The 25,412-nt window shown below is 43.1% G+C and carries 38 protein-coding genes; 31 read left to right on the forward strand and 7 right to left on the reverse strand.

Going from position 1 to position 25,412, the window contains the following annotated elements; translation table 11 throughout:
• Positions 1–114 precede the first annotated feature (114 nt).
• From H5300_RS09895 to H5300_RS10005, 23 genes are all read left to right on the forward strand, one after another.
• Positions 115–630, forward strand: a complete 516-nt coding sequence (locus H5300_RS09895; RefSeq protein WP_182795884.1) for a nucleotidyltransferase family protein — start codon at positions 115–117, stop codon at positions 628–630.
• A 139-nt stretch (positions 631–769) separates the two neighbouring features.
• Positions 770–1,123, forward strand: coding sequence for a tRNA-binding protein (locus H5300_RS09900; RefSeq protein WP_108162260.1), 354 nt, complete (start codon positions 770–772; stop codon positions 1,121–1,123).
• Positions 1,124–1,219: 96 nt separating this feature from the next.
• Complete coding sequence (locus H5300_RS09905) at positions 1,220–1,477, forward strand: hypothetical protein (protein ID WP_004733879.1); 258 nt, start codon at positions 1,220–1,222, stop codon at positions 1,475–1,477.
• A gap of 98 nt (positions 1,478–1,575) precedes the next feature.
• On the forward strand, positions 1,576–1,992 hold the full coding sequence (locus H5300_RS09910) for an NUDIX hydrolase (RefSeq protein ID WP_182795885.1): 417 nt from the start codon (positions 1,576–1,578) through the stop codon (positions 1,990–1,992).
• A 25-nt stretch (positions 1,993–2,017) separates the two neighbouring features.
• Positions 2,018–2,455, forward strand: a complete 438-nt coding sequence (locus H5300_RS09915) for an NUDIX pyrophosphatase (protein ID WP_102511426.1) — start codon at positions 2,018–2,020, stop codon at positions 2,453–2,455.
• Between the two features lie 87 nt (positions 2,456–2,542).
• The gene (locus tag H5300_RS09920) at positions 2,543–2,950 is read left to right on the forward strand and encodes a VOC family protein (protein ID WP_182795886.1); all 408 of its coding nucleotides are present in this window, start codon (positions 2,543–2,545) and stop codon (positions 2,948–2,950) included.
• A 133-nt stretch (positions 2,951–3,083) separates the two neighbouring features.
• On the forward strand, positions 3,084–3,515 hold the full coding sequence (locus H5300_RS09925) for a DUF2000 domain-containing protein (protein ID WP_182795887.1): 432 nt from the start codon (positions 3,084–3,086) through the stop codon (positions 3,513–3,515).
• An 80-nt stretch (positions 3,516–3,595) separates the two neighbouring features.
• Entirely contained in the window at positions 3,596–4,015 is a 420-nt protein-coding gene (locus tag H5300_RS09930) for a GNAT family N-acetyltransferase (RefSeq protein WP_182795888.1), read from the forward strand.
• Positions 4,016–4,049: 34 nt separating this feature from the next.
• On the forward strand, positions 4,050–4,484 hold the full coding sequence (locus H5300_RS09935; protein WP_061024747.1) for a GNAT family N-acetyltransferase: 435 nt from the start codon (positions 4,050–4,052) through the stop codon (positions 4,482–4,484).
• An 89-nt stretch (positions 4,485–4,573) separates the two neighbouring features.
• On the forward strand, positions 4,574–4,930 hold the full coding sequence (locus H5300_RS09940) for a hypothetical protein (protein WP_017070704.1): 357 nt from the start codon (positions 4,574–4,576) through the stop codon (positions 4,928–4,930).
• A gap of 36 nt (positions 4,931–4,966) precedes the next feature.
• Positions 4,967–5,437, forward strand: coding sequence for a GNAT family N-acetyltransferase (locus H5300_RS09945; RefSeq protein ID WP_017066546.1), 471 nt, complete (start codon positions 4,967–4,969; stop codon positions 5,435–5,437).
• A gap of 88 nt (positions 5,438–5,525) precedes the next feature.
• A complete protein-coding gene (locus tag H5300_RS09950) occupies positions 5,526–5,870 on the forward strand; it encodes a VOC family protein (RefSeq protein ID WP_017066545.1) in 345 nt (114 codons plus the stop codon).
• 78 nt (positions 5,871–5,948) lie between these two features.
• Positions 5,949–6,563, forward strand: coding sequence for a LysE family translocator (locus tag H5300_RS09955; protein WP_182795889.1), 615 nt, complete (start codon positions 5,949–5,951; stop codon positions 6,561–6,563).
• 110 nt (positions 6,564–6,673) lie between these two features.
• Positions 6,674–7,090: a VOC family protein gene (locus tag H5300_RS09960; protein ID WP_017061801.1), complete on the forward strand. Its 417-nt coding sequence runs from the start codon at positions 6,674–6,676 to the stop codon at positions 7,088–7,090.
• 56 nt (positions 7,091–7,146) lie between these two features.
• Entirely contained in the window at positions 7,147–7,566 is a 420-nt protein-coding gene (locus H5300_RS09965; RefSeq protein WP_182795890.1) for a GNAT family N-acetyltransferase, read from the forward strand.
• A gap of 80 nt (positions 7,567–7,646) precedes the next feature.
• Positions 7,647–8,054 carry a GNAT family N-acetyltransferase gene (locus tag H5300_RS09970; protein ID WP_102488013.1) on the forward strand — a complete coding sequence of 136 codons (408 nt, stop codon included), beginning with the start codon at positions 7,647–7,649 and terminating at the stop codon, positions 8,052–8,054.
• A gap of 67 nt (positions 8,055–8,121) precedes the next feature.
• Positions 8,122–8,703: an HD domain-containing protein gene (locus tag H5300_RS09975; protein ID WP_102488014.1), complete on the forward strand. Its 582-nt coding sequence runs from the start codon at positions 8,122–8,124 to the stop codon at positions 8,701–8,703.
• A gap of 122 nt (positions 8,704–8,825) precedes the next feature.
• A complete protein-coding gene (locus tag H5300_RS09980; protein WP_065681846.1) occupies positions 8,826–9,224 on the forward strand; it encodes a hypothetical protein in 399 nt (132 codons plus the stop codon).
• A gap of 199 nt (positions 9,225–9,423) precedes the next feature.
• Positions 9,424–9,681: a hypothetical protein gene (locus tag H5300_RS09985; protein ID WP_004733861.1), complete on the forward strand. Its 258-nt coding sequence runs from the start codon at positions 9,424–9,426 to the stop codon at positions 9,679–9,681.
• 69 nt (positions 9,682–9,750) lie between these two features.
• Positions 9,751–10,272 (forward strand): GNAT family N-acetyltransferase, encoded by a 522-nt coding sequence (locus H5300_RS09990; RefSeq protein ID WP_182795891.1) that lies wholly within the window; start codon positions 9,751–9,753, stop codon positions 10,270–10,272.
• Positions 10,273–10,472: 200 nt separating this feature from the next.
• The gene (locus H5300_RS09995; protein WP_029406454.1) at positions 10,473–10,931 is read left to right on the forward strand and encodes a DUF302 domain-containing protein; all 459 of its coding nucleotides are present in this window, start codon (positions 10,473–10,475) and stop codon (positions 10,929–10,931) included.
• Positions 10,932–11,197: 266 nt separating this feature from the next.
• Complete coding sequence (locus tag H5300_RS10000) at positions 11,198–11,713, forward strand: adenylate kinase (protein WP_182795892.1); 516 nt, start codon at positions 11,198–11,200, stop codon at positions 11,711–11,713.
• A gap of 132 nt (positions 11,714–11,845) precedes the next feature.
• The gene (locus H5300_RS10005; RefSeq protein WP_032555842.1) at positions 11,846–12,070 is read left to right on the forward strand and encodes a hypothetical protein; all 225 of its coding nucleotides are present in this window, start codon (positions 11,846–11,848) and stop codon (positions 12,068–12,070) included.
• A gap of 97 nt (positions 12,071–12,167) precedes the next feature.
• Here the strand turns inward: H5300_RS10005 and H5300_RS10010 are convergent, their stop codons facing one another.
• Entirely contained in the window at positions 12,168–12,500 is a 333-nt protein-coding gene (locus H5300_RS10010; protein ID WP_004733856.1) for a PBPRA1643 family SWIM/SEC-C metal-binding motif protein, read from the reverse strand.
• A gap of 253 nt (positions 12,501–12,753) precedes the next feature.
• Between H5300_RS10010 and H5300_RS10015 the strand changes: the two genes are divergently transcribed.
• The 4 genes from H5300_RS10015 to catB all read left to right on the forward strand — a co-directional run bounded on the left by H5300_RS10015 (position 12,754) and on the right by catB (position 15,472).
• Entirely contained in the window at positions 12,754–13,470 is a 717-nt protein-coding gene (locus H5300_RS10015; RefSeq protein WP_017091407.1) for an HAD family hydrolase, read from the forward strand.
• A 96-nt stretch (positions 13,471–13,566) separates the two neighbouring features.
• On the forward strand, positions 13,567–13,950 hold the full coding sequence (locus tag H5300_RS10020; protein ID WP_017083611.1) for a nuclear transport factor 2 family protein: 384 nt from the start codon (positions 13,567–13,569) through the stop codon (positions 13,948–13,950).
• 70 nt (positions 13,951–14,020) lie between these two features.
• Positions 14,021–14,752: an SDR family oxidoreductase gene (locus tag H5300_RS10025; RefSeq protein ID WP_102537096.1), complete on the forward strand. Its 732-nt coding sequence runs from the start codon at positions 14,021–14,023 to the stop codon at positions 14,750–14,752.
• A 93-nt stretch (positions 14,753–14,845) separates the two neighbouring features.
• Positions 14,846–15,472 carry a type B chloramphenicol O-acetyltransferase gene (gene catB, locus H5300_RS10030; RefSeq protein ID WP_182795893.1) on the forward strand — a complete coding sequence of 209 codons (627 nt, stop codon included), beginning with the start codon at positions 14,846–14,848 and terminating at the stop codon, positions 15,470–15,472.
• Between the two features lie 82 nt (positions 15,473–15,554).
• On the opposite strand, the gene H5300_RS10035 is transcribed toward catB, so the two are convergent.
• Both H5300_RS10035 and H5300_RS10040 read right to left on the reverse strand, forming a co-directional pair.
• Positions 15,555–16,733, reverse strand: a complete 1,179-nt coding sequence (locus H5300_RS10035; RefSeq protein WP_182795894.1) for a BamA/TamA family outer membrane protein — start codon at positions 16,731–16,733, stop codon at positions 15,555–15,557.
• Between the two features lie 75 nt (positions 16,734–16,808).
• Positions 16,809–17,174, reverse strand: coding sequence for a cytochrome c (locus H5300_RS10040; protein WP_017083614.1), 366 nt, complete (start codon positions 17,172–17,174; stop codon positions 16,809–16,811).
• Between the two features lie 244 nt (positions 17,175–17,418).
• Here H5300_RS10040 and H5300_RS10045 point away from each other — a divergent pair, with 244 nt between their 5' ends.
• From H5300_RS10045 to H5300_RS10055, 3 genes are all read left to right on the forward strand, one after another.
• Positions 17,419–17,670, forward strand: a complete 252-nt coding sequence (locus H5300_RS10045; protein WP_182795895.1) for a Rho-binding antiterminator — start codon at positions 17,419–17,421, stop codon at positions 17,668–17,670.
• 8 nt (positions 17,671–17,678) lie between these two features.
• Positions 17,679–17,912 carry a hypothetical protein gene (locus H5300_RS10050; RefSeq protein WP_004733848.1) on the forward strand — a complete coding sequence of 78 codons (234 nt, stop codon included), beginning with the start codon at positions 17,679–17,681 and terminating at the stop codon, positions 17,910–17,912.
• A gap of 67 nt (positions 17,913–17,979) precedes the next feature.
• Complete coding sequence (locus H5300_RS10055; protein WP_029224136.1) at positions 17,980–18,429, forward strand: GyrI-like domain-containing protein; 450 nt, start codon at positions 17,980–17,982, stop codon at positions 18,427–18,429.
• Positions 18,430–18,603: 174 nt separating this feature from the next.
• Here H5300_RS10055 and gltS read toward each other — a convergent pair whose 3' ends face one another.
• The 3 genes from gltS to H5300_RS10070 form a co-directional block, all read right to left on the reverse strand.
• Positions 18,604–19,827, reverse strand: coding sequence for a sodium/glutamate symporter (gene gltS, locus H5300_RS10060; RefSeq protein WP_182795896.1), 1,224 nt, complete (start codon positions 19,825–19,827; stop codon positions 18,604–18,606).
• A 77-nt stretch (positions 19,828–19,904) separates the two neighbouring features.
• Positions 19,905–21,278, reverse strand: a complete 1,374-nt coding sequence (locus tag H5300_RS10065) for a patatin-like phospholipase family protein (protein WP_182795897.1) — start codon at positions 21,276–21,278, stop codon at positions 19,905–19,907.
• A 249-nt stretch (positions 21,279–21,527) separates the two neighbouring features.
• On the reverse strand, positions 21,528–22,124 hold the full coding sequence (locus tag H5300_RS10070; RefSeq protein WP_310736121.1) for a glutathione S-transferase: 597 nt from the start codon (positions 22,122–22,124) through the stop codon (positions 21,528–21,530).
• Positions 22,125–22,297: 173 nt separating this feature from the next.
• Here H5300_RS10070 and H5300_RS10075 point away from each other — a divergent pair, with 173 nt between their 5' ends.
• Positions 22,298–24,553: a peptidase U32 family protein gene (locus tag H5300_RS10075; RefSeq protein WP_017083618.1), complete on the forward strand. Its 2,256-nt coding sequence runs from the start codon at positions 22,298–22,300 to the stop codon at positions 24,551–24,553.
• A gap of 202 nt (positions 24,554–24,755) precedes the next feature.
• Here H5300_RS10075 and H5300_RS10080 read toward each other — a convergent pair whose 3' ends face one another.
• The gene (locus tag H5300_RS10080; RefSeq protein ID WP_182795899.1) at positions 24,756–25,220 is read right to left on the reverse strand and encodes a thioesterase family protein; all 465 of its coding nucleotides are present in this window, start codon (positions 25,218–25,220) and stop codon (positions 24,756–24,758) included.
• Positions 25,221–25,412: the final 192 nt, after the last annotated feature.

Genomic DNA, 25,412 nt, shown 5'->3' on the forward strand with positions numbered 1-25,412 from the left:
ATTCAAGTTTAAATTCTGGGTTAAAAGTGCGTCTTTCACGCTTAGTCATAATGTCACCTGTTTTAGTATCGAGATGATCATACATCACCTCTTAATCAGGTGGCCAAATTCACTATGCCACTTCATACAGCCAAAGTATGTCGTGAGGTGGGCTTGCCAAACTTCTATATTGCAGGCGGTGCTATCACTCAAATCATCTGGAATGATATCGAAAACAAACCGCTTCTAGAACAAGTCAAAGACTTCGATGTTGTCTATTTCAATAGTACCTCAGCTATCACCGAAGATGAGTTCAAAAACCGCATTCGTTCGCGGTTAAGTCATTGTGTCGACGTGGACGTAAAGAACCAAGCGACCATTCATGAGCATTACGCTAAGAAGTTCGGTTGCTTCATTCAACCATACGATCGTGTTGAACAAGGTATCGAGTCTTGGCTCTCTGCATTTGCTATCGGGTTTACTTTGGATGATTCAGGCGGCATCAAGTTGTTTGCCCCATACGGTGTAGAGGACGCTTTTGATATGCTGATTAAGCCGAATAAGCGAGCAATGACAGAAGTAAATTACAACAAAATGACCACTGGCTATAAGGTTCGATGGCAGCAAGTAAAAGTGCTTCCTTGGAATTGATCTATAAAGCTTTGTGGGATCGCTCTTAACATTGGGTATTTAATTCAGTTTGGCGTCATTGCTAAATTTGAATCTAGTCTCAGCATTGTTAGTGACTTAGTTGTACGTTATGTGATTTGGAAACAACGAGGTCTGGTTTATGAAACACGCACCAATTAAAGATGAAATTACGTTTGATGATTTCGCAAAATTAGATATTCGTGTCGGCCTAATCGTAAAGGTTTCTGACGTCGCTAAATCAGATAAGCTGATGAAACTCACCGTCGACTTTGGCGATCATCAGCGATCAATCTTGGCTGGCATTAAACAAGAGCGAGAAAACCCGAAAGAAATCGAAGGTAAGCAAGCCTTGTTTGTCGTGAATCTACCCGAAAGAAAGATGGCGGGTGAAATGTCTCAAGGGATGTTGTTTGATATTGGTTATGAAGACAAATTAAATCCGTGTTTAGCTTGTCCTGAAACCGAAATGCCTAATGGTGCTCGAGCTGGGTAACGTACACATAAACGTGAACAATAATGTAAGACGGCATAACGCGTATCTTAACTTAAAGCGAACATCATAGATGGAACACAAAACAGGGTGCAAGAGATGAAAGCTGGTACGCCAAGAGATTATAGCGAAGACATGTATAACGTTTATTTTGAAGTTGGAGAGTGGGAAGGAACGGCTCTCAGCATACTTGAGTCGTTTGTTGGTCAGTCACCGTCAACGTCTATTTCACATTTGGAGTTTGGGTATGAACTTGCGATGCCTATCCAATGTGTACCAGATCTCGTGAGGCTTTTGACTGAGAAAAATATCGCTATTTATCAGATCGTACGTGGTAACAAAATACTAGAGTCATAAAGATATTGGTCGAAGTAGAACAGTGAATTAATCGAGATTGATTCGGTATACATGGTACTTATCGTTGAAGGTTGGATTTCTTTCTTAAGGAGTTTTAAGTGAGTCAGGAAGTAAGAGTAGGTGTAGCTGCGGTTATTCTACGTGAAGGACGAGTGCTACTTGGAGAACGATTTGGTTCTCATGGGGCTCATACATGGGCAACGCCGGGCGGACACCTTGAATGGGGTGAGAGCATTGAAGAGTGTGCCAAACGTGAAACACTTGAAGAGACTGGCCTAGTTGTTAGTGGATTTGAGAAGCTGACTTTTACCAATGATATTTTTGAAAAAGAGAACAAGCACTATATAACGCTGTTTGTTGTTGCTTCTGACGCTAGCGGCGAACCGCAGGTGACAGAACCTGATAAATGTAAGCAATGGAAATGGTTTAAGCTAGATGAGTTACCTGAGCCATTGTTTCTTCCTCTGACGAATCTGTTGAGCGATCCGGTCATCCTTGGGAAGCTAGCGCAGTAAATGCGAATGATTGGAGGGCACATCAATGAGAGCACCTTTTCAAGTTTTAGTCTTTCCCTACAAAACAGTCGATAACAAATCTCGATTTTTAATCGCACGCAGAAGGGACAATGGTGTTTGGCAGGCAATATCGGGTGGTGGCGAAGACAATGAATCATTACTTGAAGCAGCAAAACGAGAGCTCTCTGAAGAGACTCAGCTAGTCGGTTGTAATTGGCAGTTGCTCGATTCAATGTGCATGCTTCCAAAAGTCTTTTATGCAGGAAATCACAATTGGACTGAGCATCCATTCGTAATTCCTGAGCATTCCTTCTCAGTTAAAGTGACGGAAGATCCTCAATTATCAAATGAACACACAGATTACCGTTGGTGTGACTACCAAGAAGCTATTGAACTTCTAACATATGACTCGAACAGAAACGCGCTTTGGGAGATCAACGAAAGGCTTTACAAAGCGAGCTAAAGTACACAGATTAATTAACTCTATATTAGAGTGGAAATCCTGATTAGATTCTTACTAATCTCTCGCTATTTAGTGAATAGGTAAATCATGACATTACGAGTAGTTCCAGAGCTTTATTGTTTCGATATTAATGTGAGCAAATCCTTCTTTGTCGATGTGTTAGGGTTTGAAGTGAAATACGAGCGGCCAGATGAGGAGTTTGCTTATCTAACGCTTGGTGGTGTTGATGTGATGCTTGAAGGGATTGCGGGCAAAAGTCGAAAATGGCTTTCAGGTGATCTGGAGTTTCCGTTAGGGCGTGGTGTTAACTTCCAATGGGATGTAATCGATATCGAACCTCTATATCAGAGAGTTAACGAAAGTGCCGCTGATTCTATTTACTTAGCGTTAGAGTCGAAGTCTTATCAATGTGGGGGTTCGATCGCGACTCAGAAGCAGTTCATCGTTCAAACTCCTGACGGTTATCTCTTTAGGTTCTGCCAAGATATTCATTAAGTCATGACCTTGTGGTTGGATACCAAATACTGGTCTTTGCTCGGCACTATTAACTGAGTACTAAGGTTGCGTTGCTCACGCCCCAGTAATGCGTTATACAAATACTGTGATTAAGAATGAATGAGGATATGTAGTGAGCCATTTACCAGACGAAAGCCAAAAACGATTCTTAGCGATTTTAAGCAAAAAGATGGATTTAGGAAGAACATTGAACGTGCTAGGGCACTTGAGCGTTGGCCTATCTAACCTATTAGAAAGTGAAGAGGCTTGCTACGTTGACTATGAAGACTTGGATGGCAATGTCCACCCTAATTTATCTCATTATCCTTTCATCGTGCTGAAAGCAGACAACTCAAATAAGCTTAGAAAAGTGCGCGAAGAAGCGTTCAGTCGTGGTATTAAATTTACTGATTTTACGAGCTCAATGATCGAAGGTGGTTCTGTTGAGCAGCAGCAACGAACCAAAGAAACCAAAGAAGAAGACCTTGAGTATCTTGGTGTATGCCTGTTTGGTGACACGGAGATTCTACGTGAGTTTACAAAGAAGTTTAGCTTGTACAAATAGCTCACTTTAGTGGTTTAGCTATCTGCTAGTAAGTGCATCGAACATGTTACATAAGCCGTTAATCCAGAGATAGGAAGCCAATGGAATACCAATTAGATATCGAGCCCTCCGATGAAGACATTAATGAAGTCCGAGGCGGGTTAATCAAACACAACACACCGTTTCTGGAAGGGATACCCAAGTCTCAAGTTGCGTACTACGCGATGGTGGAAGGCAACAAAGTTGGTGGTATTGTCGCTGATCTTTGGGGAAACTGGTTACTGATTAAGTTTCTCTGGGTCGATGATTCGATGAGAGGAAAGCAAGTCGGCAGTAAACTACTTAAGCGTATTGAAGAGTATGCACAGTCTCAAGGCTGTACGTCGTCATTGGTCGATACATTAAGTTTCCAAGCCAAACCTTTCTATGAGAAACGAGGGTATGAATGCCAGGTGGTGTTAGAAAATTACCCTGTAGATTCCTCGCTATCGTTTCTCACCAAGTCGCTCGTCAAAAAGTAGCGTATTAAGCGCCCGTTTATACAAGGAGAGTAGAGTGGTCAACATTCGGGAAATGGCAATTTCAGACTACGACTCAGTGATTGCGTTGTGGTGCCAGACAGAAGGCATGAGTATTCGAGGTGCCGATTCGAAAGAAAGCATTGCGAGCTATTTAGATCGTAACCCCGGTCTGAGTTTTGTGGCTGAAAGTAACAACGAGATCATTGGCGCTGTGTTAGTCGGAACGGATGGACGTCGTGGGTATTTACAACATTTAGCTGTCTCGGCCAACTTTAGAGGGCAAAAGTTAGGTTGTAAGCTTGTCGCAGAGGCGGTCAACGCCCTTGCAGGGTTAGGCATCCCGAAGACCCACTTGTTTGTCTATAACGACAACATCAATGCTCAACAGTTTTACGAAAAGTTGGGCTGGTTTCCTCGCGATGAAGTTCGAATGTACTCGTTTAATAGCTCGGATAATAGTAACGTTTAGCCTTAAAGGTTCGCGCTGGCTGAGCTTTAATTTGTAACAGGTTCGCGCGCATACGCCCAATATCAAAACAATCTTTGGAGTATTTAGAAATGTTGTTTTCTAGTCTGTCTAAACCATTGGTTCATGGCTCCGAGTTATGTTCTGAACTGCTCAACTTCTTAACCGAGCATAAACGTGAATTCGAAGAAAAGTTAATCCCTGATCTGTCATACATCGATGATATGGCACATGTGGTGAACGGTATCAAAATCAAAGACGTTCTACACATCAACGCGAATCAATACCGACTTCAATATTCGTTTGATTGGGAGCTGTTTCTAGGATGTTCAGATAGGAACGAAACCGGTGTAGAGAATGGAAGTGTTCTATTCACTCTTGAGGACGATAACGTTCTTAATATCAACTTCCCAAACTACGGTTCTCGAGACACTAGCGATGAGCTTTAGTCGGTTTTTCGTGCGTGTTATACAGAAGGAACAACAATGATAACTATCGAAAGGCTTGAAGAATCCCATGTGGCGTCAGTTCAGGCCATCCAACTCGCCGATGAACAGGTTAAGTTCGCTGGTACAGCTGCAGAGTTTTTATTAGACGGCAGTGAAACGACGCACTTGCACGTGATTAAGTCTGATCACGAAATTGTTGGTTTCTTTAAGCTGGATATCGCTTACGCAGAGCACTACCAATTCTGCCCTGAAGGAAGCATTGGGCTAAGAGCTTTTGTGCTTGATAAAAACCAGCAAGGTAAAGGTTTAGGAACTGGCACGGTCAAAGCTTTGTTTCCATATTTAAAAGCGAATTACTCAGCGTATCAGTCGATTTACTTAACTGTGAATTGCAAAAATCCCGCAGCATTTAACTGTTATCAGAAAGGCGGCTTCGAAGATACCAATGAACAGTATTTAGGTGGCGCAGCAGGCCCGCAATTTATCATGCGCGGTCGAATTGCTTAGTAATATGAAACCGATTAATTGTTGATGGGACACTCCTGAACAGCTATATGCAGGTTGAGAGTCTTAAAGAACACGAAAAGGAAATTTGATGAAGGTTCAATATCTTGAAGTGGTTACCCCAGAAGTCGATGTTGTTTGTGCAACATACGCTCAGCTCTACAACGTGAAGTTCAGTGGTGCAGATGTAAACCTTGGTGGGGCGCGCACTGCAAAGCTATCTAATGGTGGGGTAATTGGCATTCGAGCGCCGCTTCGTGAAACTGAAGAACCAACTGTTCGTCATTACACGCTGGTAGATGATATTCAGTCTGCAGTAAATGCCGCCGAGAAACTTGGCGCCGAAGTTGCGGTGCCGCCAATGGAGTTACCACGTCACGGGATGTGTGCCATTGTTATTCAAGGTGGCGTCGAACTCGGATTCTGGGAGTTATAGGTTATGCGTGGCTTTTAGAATACGTAAAATAACGATAGTAATTTTACGTTTGAACGAAAAACGATCTAGGGAGGGATCATGTCAATTACATCAGGAATAGCTCTATTTGTTGCGATGTTACTATCTGCAGCCATACCGGGACCCAGCGGTCTCGCAGTTCTGTCGAGGTCTCTAAGCTATGGTTGGAAACAAGGCTTGTTAGTGGTGCTTGGCGTACTAATCGCGGATTACATTTTTATATTCTTAGCTTTATCTGGTTTAACGGCTTTAGCTAGCGCAATGGGTGAATTTGCTACGGTAATTAAATATGTAGGCGTTGCCTATTTGTTTTGGTTGGCTTACACAACATGGACGTCAGATGTTAGTGAATCATCGAGTACATCTTCGGAGCAAGGAATGAAAGCTTCAAGCGTGATTATCGGGTTATTGATGACAGTTTCAAACCCAAAGGCGATTTTGTTTTACATGGGTTTCTTTCCCGCATTCATAGACCTAAAAACATTTACCACAACAGATGTGATGATGATTTTGGTGATTTCAACTGTAGCTGTAGGTGGAGTATTGAGTCTCTATGCTTGCACTGCCTCTAAAGCTCGTTTTGTATTTCAAGGGCGCTCAGCAAAGACGCTCTTGAACAGATTATCAGGTGGCTTTTTGGCGACTTGCGGTGCTTTGTTAGCAACTAAAACATGAGTACTCTTTGGACTGTTTTAGCCATAACACCAAACTAAGCGTTAACACCTAGTGTCTTTGCTTGCTTCATGGCATCATTCCACGCAGCTAAAACCCCAACAAGGTATGTTATGAAACAGAATATTGTCCACATTGCACTCGTGGTAAAAGACTACGATGAAGCGCTTGATTTCTATGTAAACAAGCTTAAGTTTGATCTCATCGAAGACACGTATCTACCAGAAGAAGATAAACGCTGGGTTGTTGTTGCTCCACCAAATTCAACCGGTGTGAGCCTGTTACTTGCTAGAGCTTCCAAGCCAGAGCAACTTGATTTCATCGGCAACCAAGCTGGTGGACGCGTATTCCTATTCTTAAACACCGATGATTTCTGGCGTGATTACGAACGTATGACGTCTTTGGGCATTAACTTTGTCCGAGAGCCTAAAGAGCAAGGCTACGGTACCGTTGCTGTGTTTGAAGATCTTTACGGTAACTTGTGGGATCTGCTTCAGTTAAACCCTGAACACCCTATGGCTAACAGATAGATAAGCAAGCTGAGCCCACAACCATAATTCTAGTCATACGGATTTGCAGGAGCGACATGGAAGTCACAAGGCATCAACCCAAGTATTTAAACGCTTTACAGGCGATCTATCTAGAATCAAGACAGAACACCTTTCATTGGGCTGATGCAGACGCTTTTAAGTTGTCCGATTTCGATTTAGATACAGAAGGTGAGCAAATATGGGTGGCTGTTTCTGGCGACAAGGTTTTAGGTTTTGCCTCTGTTTGGGAACCTGAAAGCTTCATCCATCACCTCTATGTTTGCCCGCGAACGCTACGTTCTGGATTAGGCTCTGCTTTACTCAATACCTGCAAACAACATTATTCTGGTCTGACATTGAAGTGTCTGACTGCTAATGAAAATGCGGTTGGCTTTTATCAGTCGCAAGGCTTTGTAATCTCGTCTACCGAGGGAGAGGGATTAGAGCGTTATCACTTAATGACTTACCAAGTTTAGTAATAATAAGTTTAGTTATAACAATCACAATCTCTGCAATTACAACAAGGGTCATCAAGTCGGGAGTTTAAACCGAGAATATGGAAATAAAACAGCTGTCAGCGACGGAGGTACTTCCGGTTAGGCATCAAGTGCTTTGGCCTGATAAATCGATGTCGTTTTGTATGGTGCCAGATGACGAACACGCAACGCATTACGGCGCGTTTATTGGTGAGCAGTTGGTTTGTGTCGCGTCTATCTATATCCAAGGCCATGAAGCGAGGCTGAGAAAGTTTGCCACGCTGCCTGAATTCCAAGGGCAGGGAATAGGTTCAAACGTGATTGAGCATGTAATCTCTAGCATCAAAGATTTAAACATCCAATGTTTTTGGTGCGATGCGCGTACAACGGCTTTAGGTTTTTATCAAAAGTTTGGGATGGCTGTAGAAGGCTCTGAATTTGAAAAATCGGGCGTTGCGTATTACAAAATGTCGGTTCATTGGGAGTAACGCTTCTCTGTCGCTAGGTTAACCCTCCGCACCGATAAATCATCAACTTAAGTTAAGGAAGCTCATCGTGGAAGAAATCAAAGGCATTCTGCAATTCATGGTCGAAATTGAACAATTAAAGGATGTTCATCGACAGACAAAACCGGTTGGATTGGATCGATATGAAAACTCGGCCGAGCACAGTTGGCATGTCTGTTTGAGCGCACTTATGTTGAAAGACTATGCCAATGAAGAAATCGATATTACCCGAGTGATGAAGATGTTGCTGATTCATGACCTTGGGGAAATCGATGCCGGAGATACCATCATTTATGCCAGTGAAACCGAAGAAAACAAGCTTAAAGAGAGAAACTGCGTTGAGCGGTTGCTGAAATCATTGCCGAATCATTTAAGAACCGAGTATTTGGAGTTATGGCTTGAGTTCGAAGCGGGTGAGTCACCGGAAGCTCGATTTGGTAAGGCGATCGATAGAGTGCCGCCTTTGCTTCATAACATCCATGGTGGTGGTCATAGCTGGAAGAAGCACAACATATCCAAAGACAAAGTACTGAGCTTCAATGGCGAGCGTATTTCTAAAGGCAGTCGTGCTCTATGGAAAGAGCTAGAAGTGCAACTTGAAGGTGCTGCGGACAAAGGGTTATTAAAGTAAAAGTTAACTATCTTGCCAAGGAATGACAAAGAAGTTTCAACCTAACAACGTTTAAATTAAACTCGGGAATTCATAGTGTTACTTCAGCGTAGCAAGCCCATTGTTAAAGGAATAAGAACCACATGAAAACCACTGCTTTAGCTTTATTGCTGCTTAGTGTTTCTGGTAGTGCATTTGCAACCAATACCAATACCAATATTGAAGCGATCGATTACCAAGTGTCGGTCACTGTCGAGGATTCTGAATCAAAACTCAACTTCCCAACCTTTAAGTTCGACTCTTTCGGGCAGGAAGTCACATCTCAAACTGAAAAGTGCATTTATTCGGGTGTTCTTTCTAAGCATGAAGCTAACGCTATTCTATTAGAGGCCAAAATGTCATGCGATTATGAAAATGGTGAGTCTAGTAGTGAGATGCCGGTTTTTATTCTTGATCAAGAGGGTGGAGAAGCAAGTATCGAGCTTGGAGAAGATGAAGCAAACCTGTGGAAATACACGGTTCTAATTAAAGCGCTTAACTAAACTTCAAACGATACACGGTTACTCTTTTTGTTCTGCTATTGAACACCGCAACGCCAATTAAAGTAGATGCATGACACATGGTATTATCTTGTGTCTCATTTCTTTCTAATAAAACTCTAATGGACAACAATAAGTTCGAGAACCGAGTGATAAGTTGTTAGTATGCATCAAATTTATAAATGTTAGTTGGCTTATATAAATGCTTGATAATAAGTATATTAAACACCCTTATCACTGTGAGCAGTGCAACGCACTTACCCCGCACCTTGCTGTTAACGCTTCCGATGCTCAATCTAAAGCGGACGCTGAATCTGAAAAGAAACAATGGAAATTAGGCGTGTTGATGGAATACCTGATGACGTTATTGTTCAAAGGTGACCATAATGTTCCCGGTTTTTATGTCGACAGTGATTACGAATACCAGTGTGAAAAATGCGGGACTAAGTCGTGGCACTGATTGGGTATGAAAATTTGATGTAAATCTCATGACAATAATAAATATGAGTCAGAAATTACAAGGGACTGTATGGAAATCATATCCGAAATTGAAGTGTCTAAAGAGCAACATCATGCTATTACCGCTCTGAGAAATAGCGCTTTCCCCGATCATCAGGTAGAGCGTTCTTATTATAAACAACTCCCTCATATGCGAGCTCTGCAATACCGTGAAGGACGACTCGTCGGTTACCTTGGTCTTGATTACCGTATGGTCAGTGTTGGTGACAGTGCGTACAAAGTATTAGGTGTTATTGATTTTTGTGTTGCTGAGAATGTCCGAGGCAAAGGTATTGGTACATCTATGCTGTCTGAGTTGGATGAGTATGCGAAGGATAGGGATGTCGATTTCATTATTTTGATATCAGATCTTCATGATTTCTATTCCTCACAAGGCTATGTCCAAACTCCAAGCACTAACTCTTGGTTAAGGCTTCATGAGCACCTTAGTCATGGCGTAGCTGTTGAAGAGATTGATGACCTATATGTAAAGCCATTGAACGGAAAGCAATGGCCTTTAGGGGATATTGATTGGCTTGGCTATATGTATTAGCTCTCTTGTTTGAAGTTACTCCATGAGCTAACGATGTGAATAAACCCTAGGTAAACTGATGATAATAAGACGCATTAGAAAAGTGATCCTCTCTGCAAACTGAGAATGGAAACGCGTCTATACTGACATGGGTTACGTCACTGATTTAAGAAGTGGCGCTATGAATGTAAGTTTGATTAGGCTAAATCTCAGAGGTGACGATGAAAAAATTACTACCACTATGCGCCATTTTACTCTCGGCATCATTTTCAGCTGCGGCTTCTGATGGTTTGATTAAATACCAAAGTAATTACTCAGTGAAAGAGACTGCAGACCGCTTTGAAGAAATCGCCAAAAGCAAAGGTTTGACCTTGTTTGCGAGAATCGACCATCAGAAAAACGCGAGTAAGGTTGGTCTTGAATTGAGACCAACGGAAGTCATCATCTTTGGTAACCCAAAAGTAGGGACACCATTAATGCAATGCGCTCAAGATGTCGCGATAGATTTACCGCAGAAGGTATTAGTCACTGAGGATTCTAATAAAGAAGTATGGCTATCTTACAACGATCCTAATTACTTGGTAGAGCGTCACGCAATCAATGGCTGTGACGAAGTGGTTAAGAAGATATCGGGTGTACTAAGCAAGCTTTCAGAAGCGACAGTGGCGAAAGCTGAATAACTGAGCCAATAAGCACTCATTTAGACCATTAATGGGTGCGACTTGACGATGATATAGCTTCCCAATCAACGTTTGGCTGCATTGACAACTAAGCAACAATATATAAAAGTAGTGTTATGAAACTGAATTTAGCGCCATCTAACCAACGAATTATCATCATTCCATAGGAATGGTGGGATTGTTGATGCGCTTTGTTTATCGAACCCACCTGTAAGGTGGGTTTTTTGTCGCTGTCTTATGGGTTTTATCTGAATAGAGGAAGTCATATGAAAAAGGTCGCGGTTTTTGGCAAGCCTGGGAGTGGAAAGTCCACAATCAGCAAAGCGTTAGCACTAGCTACAGGCATAGAGCTTCACCAGTTGGACTCTATTGTTTATAAGGCCAACGGAGAGTTTGTTGAGCGTGAAGTGTTCGACCTAGCACACGACAACATAATCAATTCTGAAAGCTGGATCATCGATGGTTTTGGCCCTCTAAGCTCATTCAACACACGTTTAGAAGCTGCAGATACTTTGGTTTATATCGACCTTCCTTATCCAATTAGCTACTGGTTTGTTACCAAGCGAATGCTCAAAGGGTTGTTGGTTAAACCTGAAGGCTGGCCTGATGGAAGTTCAGTGATAAAAGGCACGATACAAAGTTATAAGACACTAAAATTGTGCCCGAAATTTTGGAATGACGACTTTAGACTACGGTTGGAATTACGCGCAAAAGAGAAAGAGGTTCACATCATCAGAAGCGTGAGTGAATTGAATAACTTTGTCCGCCAACACGTCACTTAACAGGTGAGAGCTTACCTTTCTTTGAAACGCTTTAATTTGCTCATAACTTCATGAAAATATTTAGATTTAATTCAACATGTGGCATATTTGCCATGTGTTTAATTTGTGCTTTGAGTTAAGGCTATAGATATTATGTATGGAAGTGAGAAGACGAGAGCGTTCTGCTGTAACTGTAAGGAACTTACACTGCATAAGTACACTATGTTCAGTAACCAAGCCGAAAAAGCGCCACAAGATGTAAAGAAGCCAGGGTTGCTGGGAATGATTTTATCGTCATTAGCTTCAAGCGGCGGAACCGGTGACTATAAATGTATAAAGTGTGGAACCAATTTGCGAACACCAGACAATCTAGACTGAGTTTGGCTTAGGCAAATAAAAACGGGAAGATCATCAATGATCTTCCCGTTAGGTATTACTTAACTCATCGTGCTACTGGCAGTTTGAGTGAGAAGCCTTATGCACAACACTTCTTGTATTTCTTACCGCTACCGCAAGAACATGGGTCGTTACGGTTAGGTGTCTTTTCGAACGTCATTGTTTTTGGCTTGTTTAGCAACGTGTCGAACTCAAGCGTGTTTTCTTCTTTAGTTGCATCAACAGATACAGTAACAAAGATTGAATGCTCGGCCGCGATTGCTTCAACTTCTGCTTTACGAGCTTCAGTTTGAACCATTACCGCAACTGGTGACTCTTCAGTACCCACTTTAACATCGCGGTTTACATTGTAGCCAGCAAGAACGTGGTTCTGTCTTGTTTCGATACGGCCTTTGAAAAATAGTTTCGACATTGGGTACTCACAAAATTTGGGATGACGCTATTCCTATGTTAGGTAGCGTTATAGAGCGGGGGATTATACGCATATATTCCAATTGATAAAGCAGTGATGTGAGTAAAGATTGTTGGTTTTTGTTTGCCAGCAATTATTTGTTTTATAGCTTTGTTCTAATTAGACTAATTTTGAAACTCAAGACAATAAGATTTCCCTTAACAGGGCCTCAAGTGATAAATTGAAATCGTCAATTTAAACAACGAGATACCCCATGAAGTTAGATGCCATCCTGTGGGATTACGATGGAACCTTAGTGAATTCAGTTCCAAAGAATATCGCAATTACTAAAGATATTATCTCTGTGGTCGCGCCACACTTATCAGGTGAGAACTTACCTAAATATCTGCTGAGCGAAACGCTTTATCACGAAGCCAACCACGGTGCTAAAAACTGGCAAGCTTTATATGTCGATTATTATGGCCTATCGCATGACGAAATGTTGATCGCCGGTGGAATGTGGGCGGAGCATCAAGAGAAAAACCAAACTGCTGTCGCCTTGTTTGACGGGATGAACACTGTGGTAAGTCAGTTTGCTCATCTTCCTCATGGGATCTGTTCTCAAAACTCTCAATTGAATATTCGTGGTGTACTCGACAGTTATGGCATTGGCGATTTGTTTAAATCGGTAGTGGGCTATGACGATGTCTCGAACGGCCACCAAAAGCCACACCCGTTTGGTGGCGTGAAATGTGTTGAGAACATATTTGGCGCCGATCAGTCTAACGAGCTTTGTTTGATGTACATCGGCGACCATGAAGCGGACACACAGTTTGCTCGCAATATTGAAGCAGCATTGGGTAAGAACGCAAAAGTGATTGCAGTAGCCGCCGGCTATAGTCGATCTGAGCCTGAAAATTGGCAAACCAAGCCCGATTATATTGCCGACCATGTCGATGATCTTTTAACGATCATCGGTAAGTACGCATAGAGGTATACAGCTTAAGTACGCTTAAAGCGATGTCTTCAGGTGCCTAAATAGCTATGTAAAAAATTCGTTATAACTGAACGATTTTAAGGAAGAATAATGACACCAAAACAAGTGGTATTAGGTTTTTGGGATGCAATGCGCAGTAATGATTTTGCCAAGGCAAGCGAATGGCTAGCCGCAGATTTTGAAGGCTATTGGCCTCAGTCATCTGAACTCACATTAGGGCGCGATAACTTTACGGCAATCAACTCTGAATACCCAGCTAATGGTGTTTGGGAATTCACACTCAATTCGATTGTCTGTGAAGGAGATTCCGTAGTAACGGACGTTTCGGTTACTGACAGTGTATTGAAAGACCGAGTGATTACCTTTCACACGGTTGTTGATGGTTTAATTCAAAAACAAACTGAGTTTTGGCCAGACCCATTCGAAGCGCCGGCGTGGCGATCGCAGTGGGTTCAGGTTATATCGAGTAATTAGTTTGTATTGATACGATCAGTTTGTAGCGAAAAATCAGGTTATAACAAACAAGTGGCATTAGGAGGTTTCATTGAGCAAGGTAGTGATTGTAACAGGCGGGAGCCGAGGGATTGGCGCGGCGACATCTAAATTATTGGCCAGTAAAGGCTATGCCGTATGCGTTAACTTTATACACAATGAGTCGCGAGCTGAAGATCTAGTGAACGAGATTCGCGAACAAGGCGGAACCGCGATAAGCGTGCGTGCGGATGTGTCTGTTGAATCGGACGTGAAATCCTTATTCGAGATTGCTCGTAATAAGCTGGGCCCAGTGACTCACTTGGTCAATAATGCCGGGATCTTGTTTACCCAGTCACCATTGGTTGATATTGAATTGGATCGCTTTGAAAAGGTGATGAAATCTAACGTATCAAGCTGCTTTCTGTGCAGTAAAGCCTTTATTAAACAAGCTGATGGCGCGGGTTCGATTGTGAATGTATCGTCTGCCGCTTCTCGTACAGGCGCACCGTTTGAGTATGTGGATTACGCAGCATCCAAAGGTGCGATGGATTCACTCACCAAAGGCTTATCGCTTGAATTGGCTTCACGCAATATCCGAGTGAATGGTGTAAGGCCAGGCTGTATTTATACTGAGATGCACGCAGACGGCGGAGAGCCAGATCGCGTAGACAGACTAGCTTCGCAGTTACCATTACAACGAGGTGGCACGCCAGAAGAAGTCGCTAACTCTATCGCGTGGTTACTGTCAAACGAAGCTTCTTATGTAACTGGTTCATTTATTGATATTGCGGGTGGGCGATAGGGCGCGTTAGCCTTTACACTAAGATAGACCAGTAAAAACTATTAACACGCAACAAAAGTACCTAACTAAAAGAACGAAACTAAGAGTACAAATATGAAAAACTATTTTGAAAGTCCGTTTGTCGGAAAGTCACTCAAAGAACAAGTGACCAACCCAAACATCATCGTGGGCGAGCACAGCTATTACTCGGGTTACTACCATAACCACAGCTTTGATGACTGTGCACGTTACCTATTACCGGATAGAACCGACATCGATAAGCTGATCATCGGTAGCTATTGCTCGATTGGATCTGGCGCTGTGTTTATGATGGCGGGCAACCAAGGCCACCAAAATCAGTGGGTGAGTACCTTCCCGTTCTTCTACCAAGACGACGAGAAGTTTGAAGGCGCGATAGACGGTTTTGAACGCTCTGGTGATACCGTGATTGGTAACGATGTGTGGATTGGCACAGAAGCCATGATCATGAGTGGTGTTAAGGTCGGTGATGGAGCCATCATCGCAAGTCGAGCGGTTGTGACTAAAGACGTCGCGCCATACTCGATTGTGGGTTCAAACCCAGCGCGTCACATCCGTTATCGTTTCAATGAGACTGAAATCGCTCAGTTGCTAGAAATGAAATGGTGGGAGTGGAGCGAAGAACAAATCAAAGGCGCAATGTCGTCGATGTGCTCTTCAGAAATCGATGGGCTTTATCAATATTGGAAAGCGCTTAAGTAATCGCTGTTACCTGAGCACTTTGTCTCATCGCTACCGCTTTAGTTTATCGCTTTGGTTTATCGGGTAAGCACAGCGTAATGAATTAGATACCAGCACCGACTTGGAAGTAGAGGGCGGTATCTTCTTCACTGAACGCAATATCAATCCCTGAAATCAAACCATAGCGTCTTGCTATAAGGTATCGGAAACCGACACCGTAAGCCGCGTGAGAGCTTTGATCAAACATGTCTTTATCGCTGTCACCCGCATAGCCAATTCCCGTAAAAACCGCGGTTGACCAACGTGGTGTCCACTGTTTGCTTACTTGAACTTCTGCCGCGACCGTGTGTTCACCTTGATAGCGATTGCGGGCGATACCTCTCAGTTCAATGTCTGGGTAATATTGAGGAGAAAGCACTCGTTCGTTGGTCGACAATGATTTGTACTGTCCTCGCAACGCTAAGTTCCACTCCTTGTTTAACTCCCAATAGTTCAGCCCTTCCAAATTAAACGTTTGATAGGTGTAATCACTGCCAATGGCATCACCAAACCAAAGGTATTCCGCGACATAGTTGTATCCTTGCGTCGGATTCAAGAAGCTGTTCTTGCTGTCGTACTCAGCGATTAGACCCAAACCGGAAGAGGTCGGTGACGTGTTGCCAATGTTGTTTAAGATCTCTTGCGCTTTAGGATGATTATTAAGTGAGAGTGTTGGTGCGAAGAACTGTTGAGAAAACCCCAGTAACCATTGTGAGTCGGGTACTCTAAATTGGAGTTTCTGTATCCCGCCCATGCCTTTGAGTCCTAGCTCAACACCTTCGTTTGGATCGAGTGGAGACAAGGCGTTCGGAGAGCTTTGTCTATAAAAGGTCATGTTGATATCGCCATAACCTAATCCACCAAGATAGCGTATTGAGTCCTTATTCCAACTGCGCTTGTGACCAACAAACGCCATCCAAGTGCCATTCTCTGTCGCAAAGCCGCCAATCGCAGTGATTGCAGGGGTGAGAAGCTGGGCGCCACCATCGATTGATTTTTCAGCGAGTTCTTTACGTGTGTTTTTTTGCTCTTCAGATTCGTGCATGAAGATACCAGTGAAGCCGCCACCGTATCCTACCGCAGGCTCTGTAATTAGAATTGGAACAGGAAGAAAACCGTAGGCATTTTCTGCGAGGTATTCTCCCATATCGAGTTGGCCATCAATTTCATCGATAAAGCTGACGGCGTGTGTCGCCGTAGAAACAAGTATCAGGCTACTTAGTGCTAAAGGTTTAAAGGTCATAACATTCCGTATTATTCACTATCCATTAAATTGAGTGTAATCAATCAAATAGATAGCGCAATAGAACAGCGTTTACTATTGGATAGTTTCTACGTACGTCAGAATATCCAGAGCATCTTGCTTGGTAATTGTCCCTTTCCACGCTGGCATACCTTGTTCTACGTTACCTTCTAAAATGTCATCTGCCAAAGAACTTGGGCTGGTAAAAAAGCCGCCTAGTTTATTAGCGATATTGGCGGGCTTGTGTGGCAATGAAGCGGCAGTGGGGCCATCACCGTGTCCCTTGTCACCATGACACACCTGACAAAGCTGCGTGTATTTGGCTTTACCATTGGCAAAGTGCCTCGCATCGATTTCTGAGGCGGCACTCGCATTAAACGTCATCATTGAAGCGACTAAACCTAAAAAAGCTAACACGTGTAAATGGTTCATGGTTTTCATTGTTTTGTTCTCGATTATTATTTAACAATGAAAGAATAAGCAGGCGTGAGTAGAAGAAACGTGAATGGGTTAAGCTGGATTAAGCTAAGTTTAGAAGTAGGTTTAGAAGCACGTTTAGAAATAGGATTAGAAGCAAGTTTAGTTTCGGACGAACATCAATGTGACTTGGGTAAATGATTGATTATATGCATATTGCATAGTATGGCGTGTCGCATTAGCGTGGTGGATGAATTGGAGGGGTATTATGATTAGTTGCAACGATTACGATTATATTGAGATTGTGTGTATGCACCGATACCCAATCAAATTAACGCTGAAGTCTGGCGAGCAGATTGAATGTATCGGATTAGATACTCAACGCAATGATAGCCGTGAAGAGTGCATTAAGGTCAGTATTCAAGGTGTAGAACAACTTGTCGTACTCACTGATCTTTCCACACTAGAAGTCTGTGTCGACAATCCTCATTTTCAGCAGATTTCATTCAAAACGTCATAGGCTTTCAAATGAATAACACCATAGAACAATGCTATTGCACCGCGTGCAGAGAAGACACACAACATGTTGTTGTGTTGGTCAGAAAGACGAGTGCGTTTGCAGACAAACCTAACCAAAAGCGAAGCGAGTTTTGGGCAGGCATGATAAAAGGTTGGTTCCTTGGCCCGTTTATCGCGTCAATGGATGAGTTTTCTCGTCACCTTGTCTGTGAAAAGTGTGGCCATAAAGAGATACAAGATTAGTCGCGTTATTTTACAAAACATTGGATTCAATACAGTTAGATCGTCAATTGGCTTAGGAATAAAACGAATGAAAGTAGAAACGATTGAAGCCGTAAAGGCGTATGGTTTTTCAGTAAGAACCACTAATACCGATGAGATTGACCCGGCCAAAGCCAAGATAGGGCAATTGTGGCAGGGCTTTTTTGACCAAGCGTTTCCAAAATTAACGCCGGATTCAAAAGTGTATGGTGTCTACACCAATTACGAGTCTGACTTTACGGGTGAATTTGATGTCATCGCTTGTACTAGCGCACTTACCGATAACAATTTAGATGCGCTTGTCGAAACCGAAATACAAGCAGGAAAATACTTAACGTTTTCTGCTGAAGGTGAACTCCCTCAAGCAGTGATCGACCTATGGGGTGAAGTGTGGGCGTATTTCAACGCTGCAGATTGCCCACATGTTCGAACTTACACGACAGACTTTGAATTCTACAAAGGCGAAACTGAAGTCGAGATTTCGATAGCGATTCAATAAGCTTTGGGTTGTCGTTAGTGATAGTGCAAATTTAGTCATTAGCAAAAGAGCCGCTCTGTACGAGCGGCTCTTTTTATTGGGGTACACCGCTTTAATGAATTGGGGTACACCGCCTAAATAAATTGCGGTACACCGCTTTAACAAATTGTGGTGCACCGTCTTAACAAAGGTCAGCTACATCATTCTCATGAAGTAAGGAATAATCAGGGCGTTCGCTAAATCAATGAAGAACGCGCATACCAATGGCACGATGATGAAGGCTTGTGCTGAATGTCCATACTTCTGACTTACTGCCGACATGTTTGCCATGGCTGTCGGTGTTGAACCTAACGAAATCCCTCCGAACCCAGCACATACAACAGCCGCATCATAGGTCTTACCCATTGATGGGAACACGATGAAGATATTGATTATCACCGCCAGTAGCAGCTGCATTGCCAATATCGCGAAGATAGGACCCGCCAAGTCAATGAGCGTCCAAAGCTGCATGCTCATTAGTGACATCGCCAAAAATGTACCCAGGGAGATTTCAGCAATTAAGTCGATAGCGGGCGAGCCTGTCGGCCATTTCGCGCCCGAGATTCTAGGGTAGGAGTCTGGCATTACGTTGGTGATCACGATACCCGCAAACAAGCACGATACGAACAGTGGAAGCTGTAATCCTGTCTGACTAATCAATTCATTAAGCAACGCGCCGACAATGACACAAATATGGATCGCTAATACGGCGTCCAAAAATTGAAATGATGTGAGGGCTTGTTGTTGCTTTTTGGCATTTGAATCGATTGAACCTGATTGCTCATCGGTAGGTTTGAGGTTGTGACGCTTGATGAGAAACTTCGCAATAGGACCACCCATAAGGCTGGCTAAAATAAGCCCGAATGTTGCACTGGCGATACCAATTTCCACTGCACTTTCTAGGCCGAACTCTTCTGCAACCTTAGGTGCCCAAGCAATCGCGGTGCCATGTCCGCCAATCAGTGAAATACTTCCGCTGAGTAGACCAAAGACAGGCTCTAGGCCAAACATTGATGCGACAGAAATACCGACGATGTTCTGCATGATCATGAAGAAGATAGTGATTGCTAGCAAAATGACCAAGGGCTTTCCGCCTTTGAACAGGTCTTTCAAACTTGAGTTAATACCAATCGTGGTAAAGAAGTAGACCAATAATACATCGCGAGCAAACAGATCAAACTGCACTTCGATTGAGGTCGTCGCGTAAAGAGCCGCGAACAGGAGCGATGCCAAAATCCCGCCAGAGACAGGTTCTGGAATACTGAACTCTTTCAAAAAACCGATGACCTGATTGAGCCTCCGACCGATAAATAGAACCACGATCCCCATGGTCACAGCAAAGAATGACCCGAGATGTAAGATGTTGTTTTCAAATTCCATAGTGATCCTTGTAAAGGTGAAATTATGACGTGATTTTTGATTGCCAGATTGCACTTTAATAAGCAACTAGATTAGCATCATTTATTATATTCAAATGATAAGAAGTTTTGAAATTCCGGATCGGCAACAAGTTGTTTGTTACCTTCTTCAATCAATAGGTCGACGTTTTCTTTGTCTATCATAAAGTCCGTCGGAATTTGATTGAGTAAGTATCGCTTGGCACTGTTGTCTGATTTATTCAAGCTGATCTCAATGAAGTGGGGAGAAACCTTACGACCTTGATGAGAGGCCAGCTCCGACCAAGACTGCAACTCGTCGACGATCAAATCTTTTGTTGTGTCGTTATAGCGATGCAGCTGGATATCGGTGATGACGTCCACCGTTTGTTTCATGGAAGGCGCTTCAATTGACTCTCCAATGCCAGATTCTGGGTTTGTCGATGCATCAACCGAAATGATGACAATAGGACGCGCGTGCTGGTAGTCGTACAAGTTTTTCAGTTCTTCGTTGTCGTTGTAACGCAAGTATTCGGACATCTCATACACCGACAGCAAACCGAGGTTGTCAGTAATCCCGCCATCCACAAGGTGGAGATAACTCACATCATCCTTATTGCTATATGACTCTAACGACTTGATCAGATTTCGGTTGCGGTAACTGGTGTCGTCGAATGAGGGTTTTGTGTGTTCTGTTTTGTCGCAGTCATTTTTGTTCTCAAGCACGACAGGAGTAAATACAAAAGGGACAGCAGAAGAGGCGGCCACCGAGCTAGACACGGAATAGCTGTTTAAGTCTGAACAAATCAGGTCAAAGTACTCTTGTGTGAATGAAAAACGCGAACCCGTTGAAATGTCGGTTGCGTTAATCACAATGTAGGGCGCATTTTCTCGGTGCATCTCGGCAAACGTGCTTTCACCGAAGATGTTGGCTTTGTAATAGTCGGTGGCTTCGTCTGTTCTGGTGGCGTACGAGAACCAATAAGTAGGAGATAAAAGGATGGAAAGCAGATCTTTCGAGACTTCGTGATAAAGGAATGCTTCTTCGTAATCTTCGAATATCTGGTCGCCATAGATACCATAATAGGCGGCGGTAAAGCTGCCACCGGATACCGAGCTGATCATATCGACTTCATCTAACAGATTGACCGTTTCACCATCGATTTCGATGTTGGTGTCGCGCAATGCTTGCAACACGCCATATGAGAGCGCTGCTGCACGTGTGCCGCCACCAGAAAAAGAGAGGATTAACGTGACTTTGCTATTGGGTTTATTGAAGCTCTTCGCCGTGTAGGCTTGATTCTGCTGCGCGGCAGATTGGCCTGTGTTGGTTGCTTTGTTTTTCGCGCTACAGCCTGAAAGGGCAAGCGAGAAGGCCACTAACAGTGAAACTTTCGCGAACCCTTTAAAATCGGGACTAGGTGTGTTGAACGTATTCACTTTGTTTTTTGGCATAGCGCATTTCAAACTAACGTTGAGGTTGAGTGAAAGGCTATTTTCGTTGATATCTAATATGCCATCAATGGCGCCACCTGCAATTCAGTGTCACGATCTTCATAACAATCTAGAGGTAATCAAGCTTATTTAGAACTGTTTACAGTCATCTCCAGGAATCTAAAGTGATCTTCGGTAATCTAGGGTTATCTTCAGAAATTTGGAGTTATCTTCAACAATTTGGAGTCATCTCCAGCAATTCATAGCGACTTACTGGCATCCAAAAATACAATCTTGCTTGGTTTCATTCCACAAAGGGTATTGCTTCATGACTTGAGTGTAGAGCTTACTTTCCAAGTGCGCTCTTAACCAACGTCCTACGTTTTGGTATTCAGATTGCACAAACCACTTCTTTTCGACCCGCACAAACTGGCTGACAAAAGGCATCACGGCAAAGTCGGCTAAGCTTGGGGTTTCTCCGAAAAAGTAGGGCTGATCGGTGAGTAGCGCTTCTAACTGACTAATGAACGCTTCGCAGGCTTGTCGACGTTGTTCAACATCGATGTTTCGGTAACGAACAGACGCTCTGTACTTTTCTAAGAGGCCAATAAAATCTTTATCGTTGGTTTTTATGAGCTGGTGGACTTGTTGGCTCAGTGTTGGATTACTTGAACGCAGAAGATCTTGAGGATCGTTTTGCTGAAGTGCCCAGTTCATCACATCCAAGCTTTGCTCAATGATTTGTCCATTTGGCAACACCAATACCGGAACGGTACCTTTTGGCGAACTGGCCAATAGTTCACTAGGCTTGTCTTTGGTAACGATTTCTCGAAGTAACACTTTTTGCTGTGATAGTGCGATGCCTATTCGTCCGCGCATGGCGTAAGGGCAGCGACGTAAAGAATAAAGGATAGGTAAATCGAATTCGTTTGGCATTATTGAGGTCATTTAGTTTGAAAAGTGTTGTTAGGTGGTAAAGAGATCGTGATGTAGGTAGAATACGCGGCTTAAAAATTATAAGTAAGTGAGCGACTTCAAAAATGAGCAGAAAGATTGAGTTATTAGCCCCAGGTGGCGATGTAGAGGCGATTAAAGCAGCTATCGTAGCAGGTGCTAATGCGGTTTATTGCGGTTTAGACACCTTCAACGCTCGTAACAGAGCCTCTAACCTATCGTTAGATGAGTTGAATGGTGTGATTCGCCTTGCTCATGAATACGGTTGTGAAGTGTTTCTGACTCTTAACGTTGTGCTGCTGGAGCATGAAATTAAGAGCATCACTAAACTGTTGAACCAGCTTGTGAACACTAAGCTTGATGGCATCATCGTCCAAGATCTTGGTTTGTTCGATTTGGTGAAAAAGCATTTTCCATCGTTAGATGTTCACGCATCGACTCAGTTAACGACACACAACGAAGGCCAGATTAAGTTCTTGTCTAAAATTGGCGCAACACGCGTTAACTTGTCTCGTGAATTGAATCTGCCAGAAATCAAAATGCTGACGGAAGTGGCACACGATCACGATGTTCTAACCGAAGTGTTTGTACATGGCGCTTTGTGTATCGCATTCTCTGGCCAATGTTACTCAAGCTCAGTAAGTGTGGGTAACTCAGGTAACCGTGGTCGTTGTAGCCAAGCATGTCGTGATGAATACGAAATCACTGATGCAGGAAACAAGTTTCCACTGAACCTGAAAGATAATTCAGCGTACTACGACCTACCTGAATTGGTTGACGCGAAAGTCGACTCATTGAAAGTTGAAGGCCGTATCAAAGGCGCACACTACGTATACACAGTGGTTGATACGTGGCGCAAACAAATTGATAGCTTTGTAGAAAGTGGTTTGTTGATCGAAGACGATTCAAACCTGCACAAAGTATTCAACCGTGATTTCACTAACTCTTTCCTTAAGGGCAACCTAACGAAAGACATGTTCATTGATAATCCTCGTGACAACAGCATGAACTACGCCGTTGATAAAGCGACGAAAGAGAACAATGAAATCTCAGTGGTACAAATCCAAGAAGTGACCAGCGATCTTTATGAAGCGAAAAATGCCCTAGGCAGCGAAATGCGCGACAAGATCGAGTTCCTTGATATTCGTAAAACACCCGTGTCATTGTCGTTTAGCGCTAAGGTGGGTCAACCATTTACGGTGACAGTGAACACACCAAAAGAAAACTTTACGGTTCAATCTCAATCATTATTGGCAACAGCTAAAGAGACTGCGATTACTCAGGCGTTACTTGAGAAGCGTTTCAAATCAGTGAAGAGTGCAGTTCATACGCTTGAAAACTGTAACTACGACAACTTAGATGAAGGTCTGATTCTTCCTTTGAAAGAAGTGTCGGTCTTAAAAGACGAAATCGATTTCATCTTAAACGGTTCTGTGAAAGTGATTAAGCACGTTGAAGTGCCGGCACTGCCTCAGCAACCAAAGGTTAACGAGAAGCCAACCATGTCGATGCTTATCGCTGATGTGGAAGACTTGCACCTGTGTGACGTAACTGACGCGGATGTTTACTTCAAACTGCCTGAAAGCTTCAAGAAGCGTTGTAACAAGTACATCGACATCTTGGCAGCAAACCCACGTTTGATTCCTTGGTTCCCTGCAGTATTAATCGGCAAAGATTACGACGAAGCAGTTCGTATTCTTGAAGAGATCAAGCCAGCTCGCATCGTGACCAACAACACGGGTATTGCTTACAAAGCTTACGAGATGGGTATTGAGTGGGTAGCAGGCCCATTCATGAACACCACAAACTCTCACGCACTGGTTACGCTGAAAGAAGAGCTGAACTGTGCTGGTGCTTTCATTTCGAACGAGATCAACAAAGGTCAGATTCGTCATATTCGTCGCCCAGAGAACTTCAAACTGTTCTACAGCATCTACCACCCAATCTTGATGATGACCAGCCGCCAGTGTTTCTTCCAAAGAACCGTGGGTTGTAACAAGCCAAGCATTGAAGCCGGTTGTATGTTGAAGTGTGAGAAAGCGACCACGATTACCAACGTGAAAGGCATCTCTTTCGCTGTTGATAAACAGAAGGGTGGCTACCCAAGCATTTACAACCATGAGCAGTTCTTAAACCATGACGCTGTAACGGATTTCTCAGGTCTGTTCGACGAGTTCTTCATTGACCTGACCAACATCGGCGCGGGTTCGAAAGAAGTACAAGACAAAGTAGAGCTGATTAAACATTTCCAAGGTTTGATTAACGGTGTTGACGGTTCACAACAGAACCTAGAACAGATGGTTGAAGTTCGAACTAATGCTCAGTACGTTCAAGGTTTATAGGGTTCAAGGTTTGTAGGTCTATAGATTTATAGGCTGCACGGCTTATAGCTTCTAAAGCAAAGAGCGTTCAGCATTCAAGGTCTATAAGTATTAACCGCTTATAACCGTTTATAGCCGCTTATAAGTACTCTGAACCAATAAACAAAAGGCCACTCAATCGAGTGGCCTTTTTGTATCTGAGCATTTTGAATCAGCGAATACGTTATTCCGTCACGGCTTCTTGTTTGAAGCATGGGCTTTTCAACGTGTTCATCTTTTCAATTTCGTTGGTTAAGCGTAGCGAGAGCAGGGCTTTTTGGTTTGAAGAAAAATCAAACATCACGATAGTCGCGGTGCCTATGGTCGTCAGTTTCTGCTGATTTTTACTGACAATCGCGTATTCCATGGTGAATCGGTCATCTTGAATATCAGTGACACGAGAGCCAATCATTAAGGTATCTGGATACGTGACTGGGCGGAAATACTTACAGTAAGTGTCACCAAGAACAGGGCCAACTTTGGTAATCGCCATCTCTTCCATCAGCTCAACGTGCTTAAAGAAATCTAAGCGAGCGGTTTCGAAATAGCGAAAATATACCGCGTTGTTAACGTGATTGAGTGCGTCCATTTCTCCCCAAGCGACAGGGATTTCTGTTACTACCGGGTAGTCAGATAATAGTGCTTCCATGCGAACTCTCTTATTGTTATCTGTATAGTTAATGTTATCTGGGTAATTAATATTATCGGCTTATCCTTCATCGGGATAAGTTGTTATTGGAATAAAAACCCTACCGCTAAATTAACAAAACTGCAACACGTGTGATTTAAGTTTTTGAAGCTTGAAACCACACAATGTCAGTGACTTAACTTTCCGTTACTT

Source organism: Vibrio sp. SG41-7 (assembly GCF_014164465.1).
Lineage (GTDB): Bacteria > Pseudomonadota > Gammaproteobacteria > Enterobacterales > Vibrionaceae > Vibrio > Vibrio splendidus.

Coding starts and splice junctions, on each gene's coding strand:
- H5300_RS09895 (WP_182795884.1), top strand. CDS start 115: ATGCCACTTCATACAGCCAAAGTATGTCGTGAGGTGGGCTTGCCAAAC.
- H5300_RS09900 (WP_108162260.1), top strand. CDS start 770: ATGAAACACGCACCAATTAAAGATGAAATTACGTTTGATGATTTCGCA.
- H5300_RS09905 (WP_004733879.1), top strand. CDS start 1,220: ATGAAAGCTGGTACGCCAAGAGATTATAGCGAAGACATGTATAACGTT.
- H5300_RS09915 (WP_102511426.1), top strand. CDS start 2,018: ATGAGAGCACCTTTTCAAGTTTTAGTCTTTCCCTACAAAACAGTCGAT.
- H5300_RS09920 (WP_182795886.1), top strand. CDS start 2,543: ATGACATTACGAGTAGTTCCAGAGCTTTATTGTTTCGATATTAATGTG.
- H5300_RS09930 (WP_182795888.1), top strand. CDS start 3,596: ATGGAATACCAATTAGATATCGAGCCCTCCGATGAAGACATTAATGAA.
- H5300_RS09940 (WP_017070704.1), top strand. CDS start 4,574: ATGTTGTTTTCTAGTCTGTCTAAACCATTGGTTCATGGCTCCGAGTTA.
- H5300_RS09945 (WP_017066546.1), top strand. CDS start 4,967: ATGATAACTATCGAAAGGCTTGAAGAATCCCATGTGGCGTCAGTTCAG.
- H5300_RS09950 (WP_017066545.1), top strand. CDS start 5,526: ATGAAGGTTCAATATCTTGAAGTGGTTACCCCAGAAGTCGATGTTGTT.
- H5300_RS09955 (WP_182795889.1), top strand. CDS start 5,949: ATGTCAATTACATCAGGAATAGCTCTATTTGTTGCGATGTTACTATCT.
- H5300_RS09960 (WP_017061801.1), top strand. CDS start 6,674: ATGAAACAGAATATTGTCCACATTGCACTCGTGGTAAAAGACTACGAT.
- H5300_RS09965 (WP_182795890.1), top strand. CDS start 7,147: ATGGAAGTCACAAGGCATCAACCCAAGTATTTAAACGCTTTACAGGCG.
- H5300_RS09970 (WP_102488013.1), top strand. CDS start 7,647: ATGGAAATAAAACAGCTGTCAGCGACGGAGGTACTTCCGGTTAGGCAT.
- H5300_RS09980 (WP_065681846.1), top strand. CDS start 8,826: ATGAAAACCACTGCTTTAGCTTTATTGCTGCTTAGTGTTTCTGGTAGT.
- H5300_RS09985 (WP_004733861.1), top strand. CDS start 9,424: ATGCTTGATAATAAGTATATTAAACACCCTTATCACTGTGAGCAGTGC.
- H5300_RS09990 (WP_182795891.1), top strand. CDS start 9,751: ATGGAAATCATATCCGAAATTGAAGTGTCTAAAGAGCAACATCATGCT.
- H5300_RS09995 (WP_029406454.1), top strand. CDS start 10,473: ATGAAAAAATTACTACCACTATGCGCCATTTTACTCTCGGCATCATTT.
- H5300_RS10000 (WP_182795892.1), top strand. CDS start 11,198: ATGAAAAAGGTCGCGGTTTTTGGCAAGCCTGGGAGTGGAAAGTCCACA.
- H5300_RS10005 (WP_032555842.1), top strand. CDS start 11,846: ATGTATGGAAGTGAGAAGACGAGAGCGTTCTGCTGTAACTGTAAGGAA.
- H5300_RS10010 (WP_004733856.1), bottom strand. CDS start 12,500: ATGTCGAAACTATTTTTCAAAGGCCGTATCGAAACAAGACAGAACCAC.
- H5300_RS10015 (WP_017091407.1), top strand. CDS start 12,754: ATGAAGTTAGATGCCATCCTGTGGGATTACGATGGAACCTTAGTGAAT.
- H5300_RS10020 (WP_017083611.1), top strand. CDS start 13,567: ATGACACCAAAACAAGTGGTATTAGGTTTTTGGGATGCAATGCGCAGT.
- catB (WP_182795893.1), top strand. CDS start 14,846: ATGAAAAACTATTTTGAAAGTCCGTTTGTCGGAAAGTCACTCAAAGAA.
- H5300_RS10035 (WP_182795894.1), bottom strand. CDS start 16,733: ATGACCTTTAAACCTTTAGCACTAAGTAGCCTGATACTTGTTTCTACG.
- H5300_RS10040 (WP_017083614.1), bottom strand. CDS start 17,174: ATGAAAACCATGAACCATTTACACGTGTTAGCTTTTTTAGGTTTAGTC.
- H5300_RS10045 (WP_182795895.1), top strand. CDS start 17,419: ATGATTAGTTGCAACGATTACGATTATATTGAGATTGTGTGTATGCAC.
- H5300_RS10050 (WP_004733848.1), top strand. CDS start 17,679: ATGAATAACACCATAGAACAATGCTATTGCACCGCGTGCAGAGAAGAC.
- H5300_RS10055 (WP_029224136.1), top strand. CDS start 17,980: ATGAAAGTAGAAACGATTGAAGCCGTAAAGGCGTATGGTTTTTCAGTA.
- gltS (WP_182795896.1), bottom strand. CDS start 19,827: ATGGAATTTGAAAACAACATCTTACATCTCGGGTCATTCTTTGCTGTG.
- H5300_RS10065 (WP_182795897.1), bottom strand. CDS start 21,278: ATGCCAAAAAACAAAGTGAATACGTTCAACACACCTAGTCCCGATTTT.
- H5300_RS10075 (WP_017083618.1), top strand. CDS start 22,298: ATGAGCAGAAAGATTGAGTTATTAGCCCCAGGTGGCGATGTAGAGGCG.
- H5300_RS10080 (WP_182795899.1), bottom strand. CDS start 25,220: ATGGAAGCACTATTATCTGACTACCCGGTAGTAACAGAAATCCCTGTC.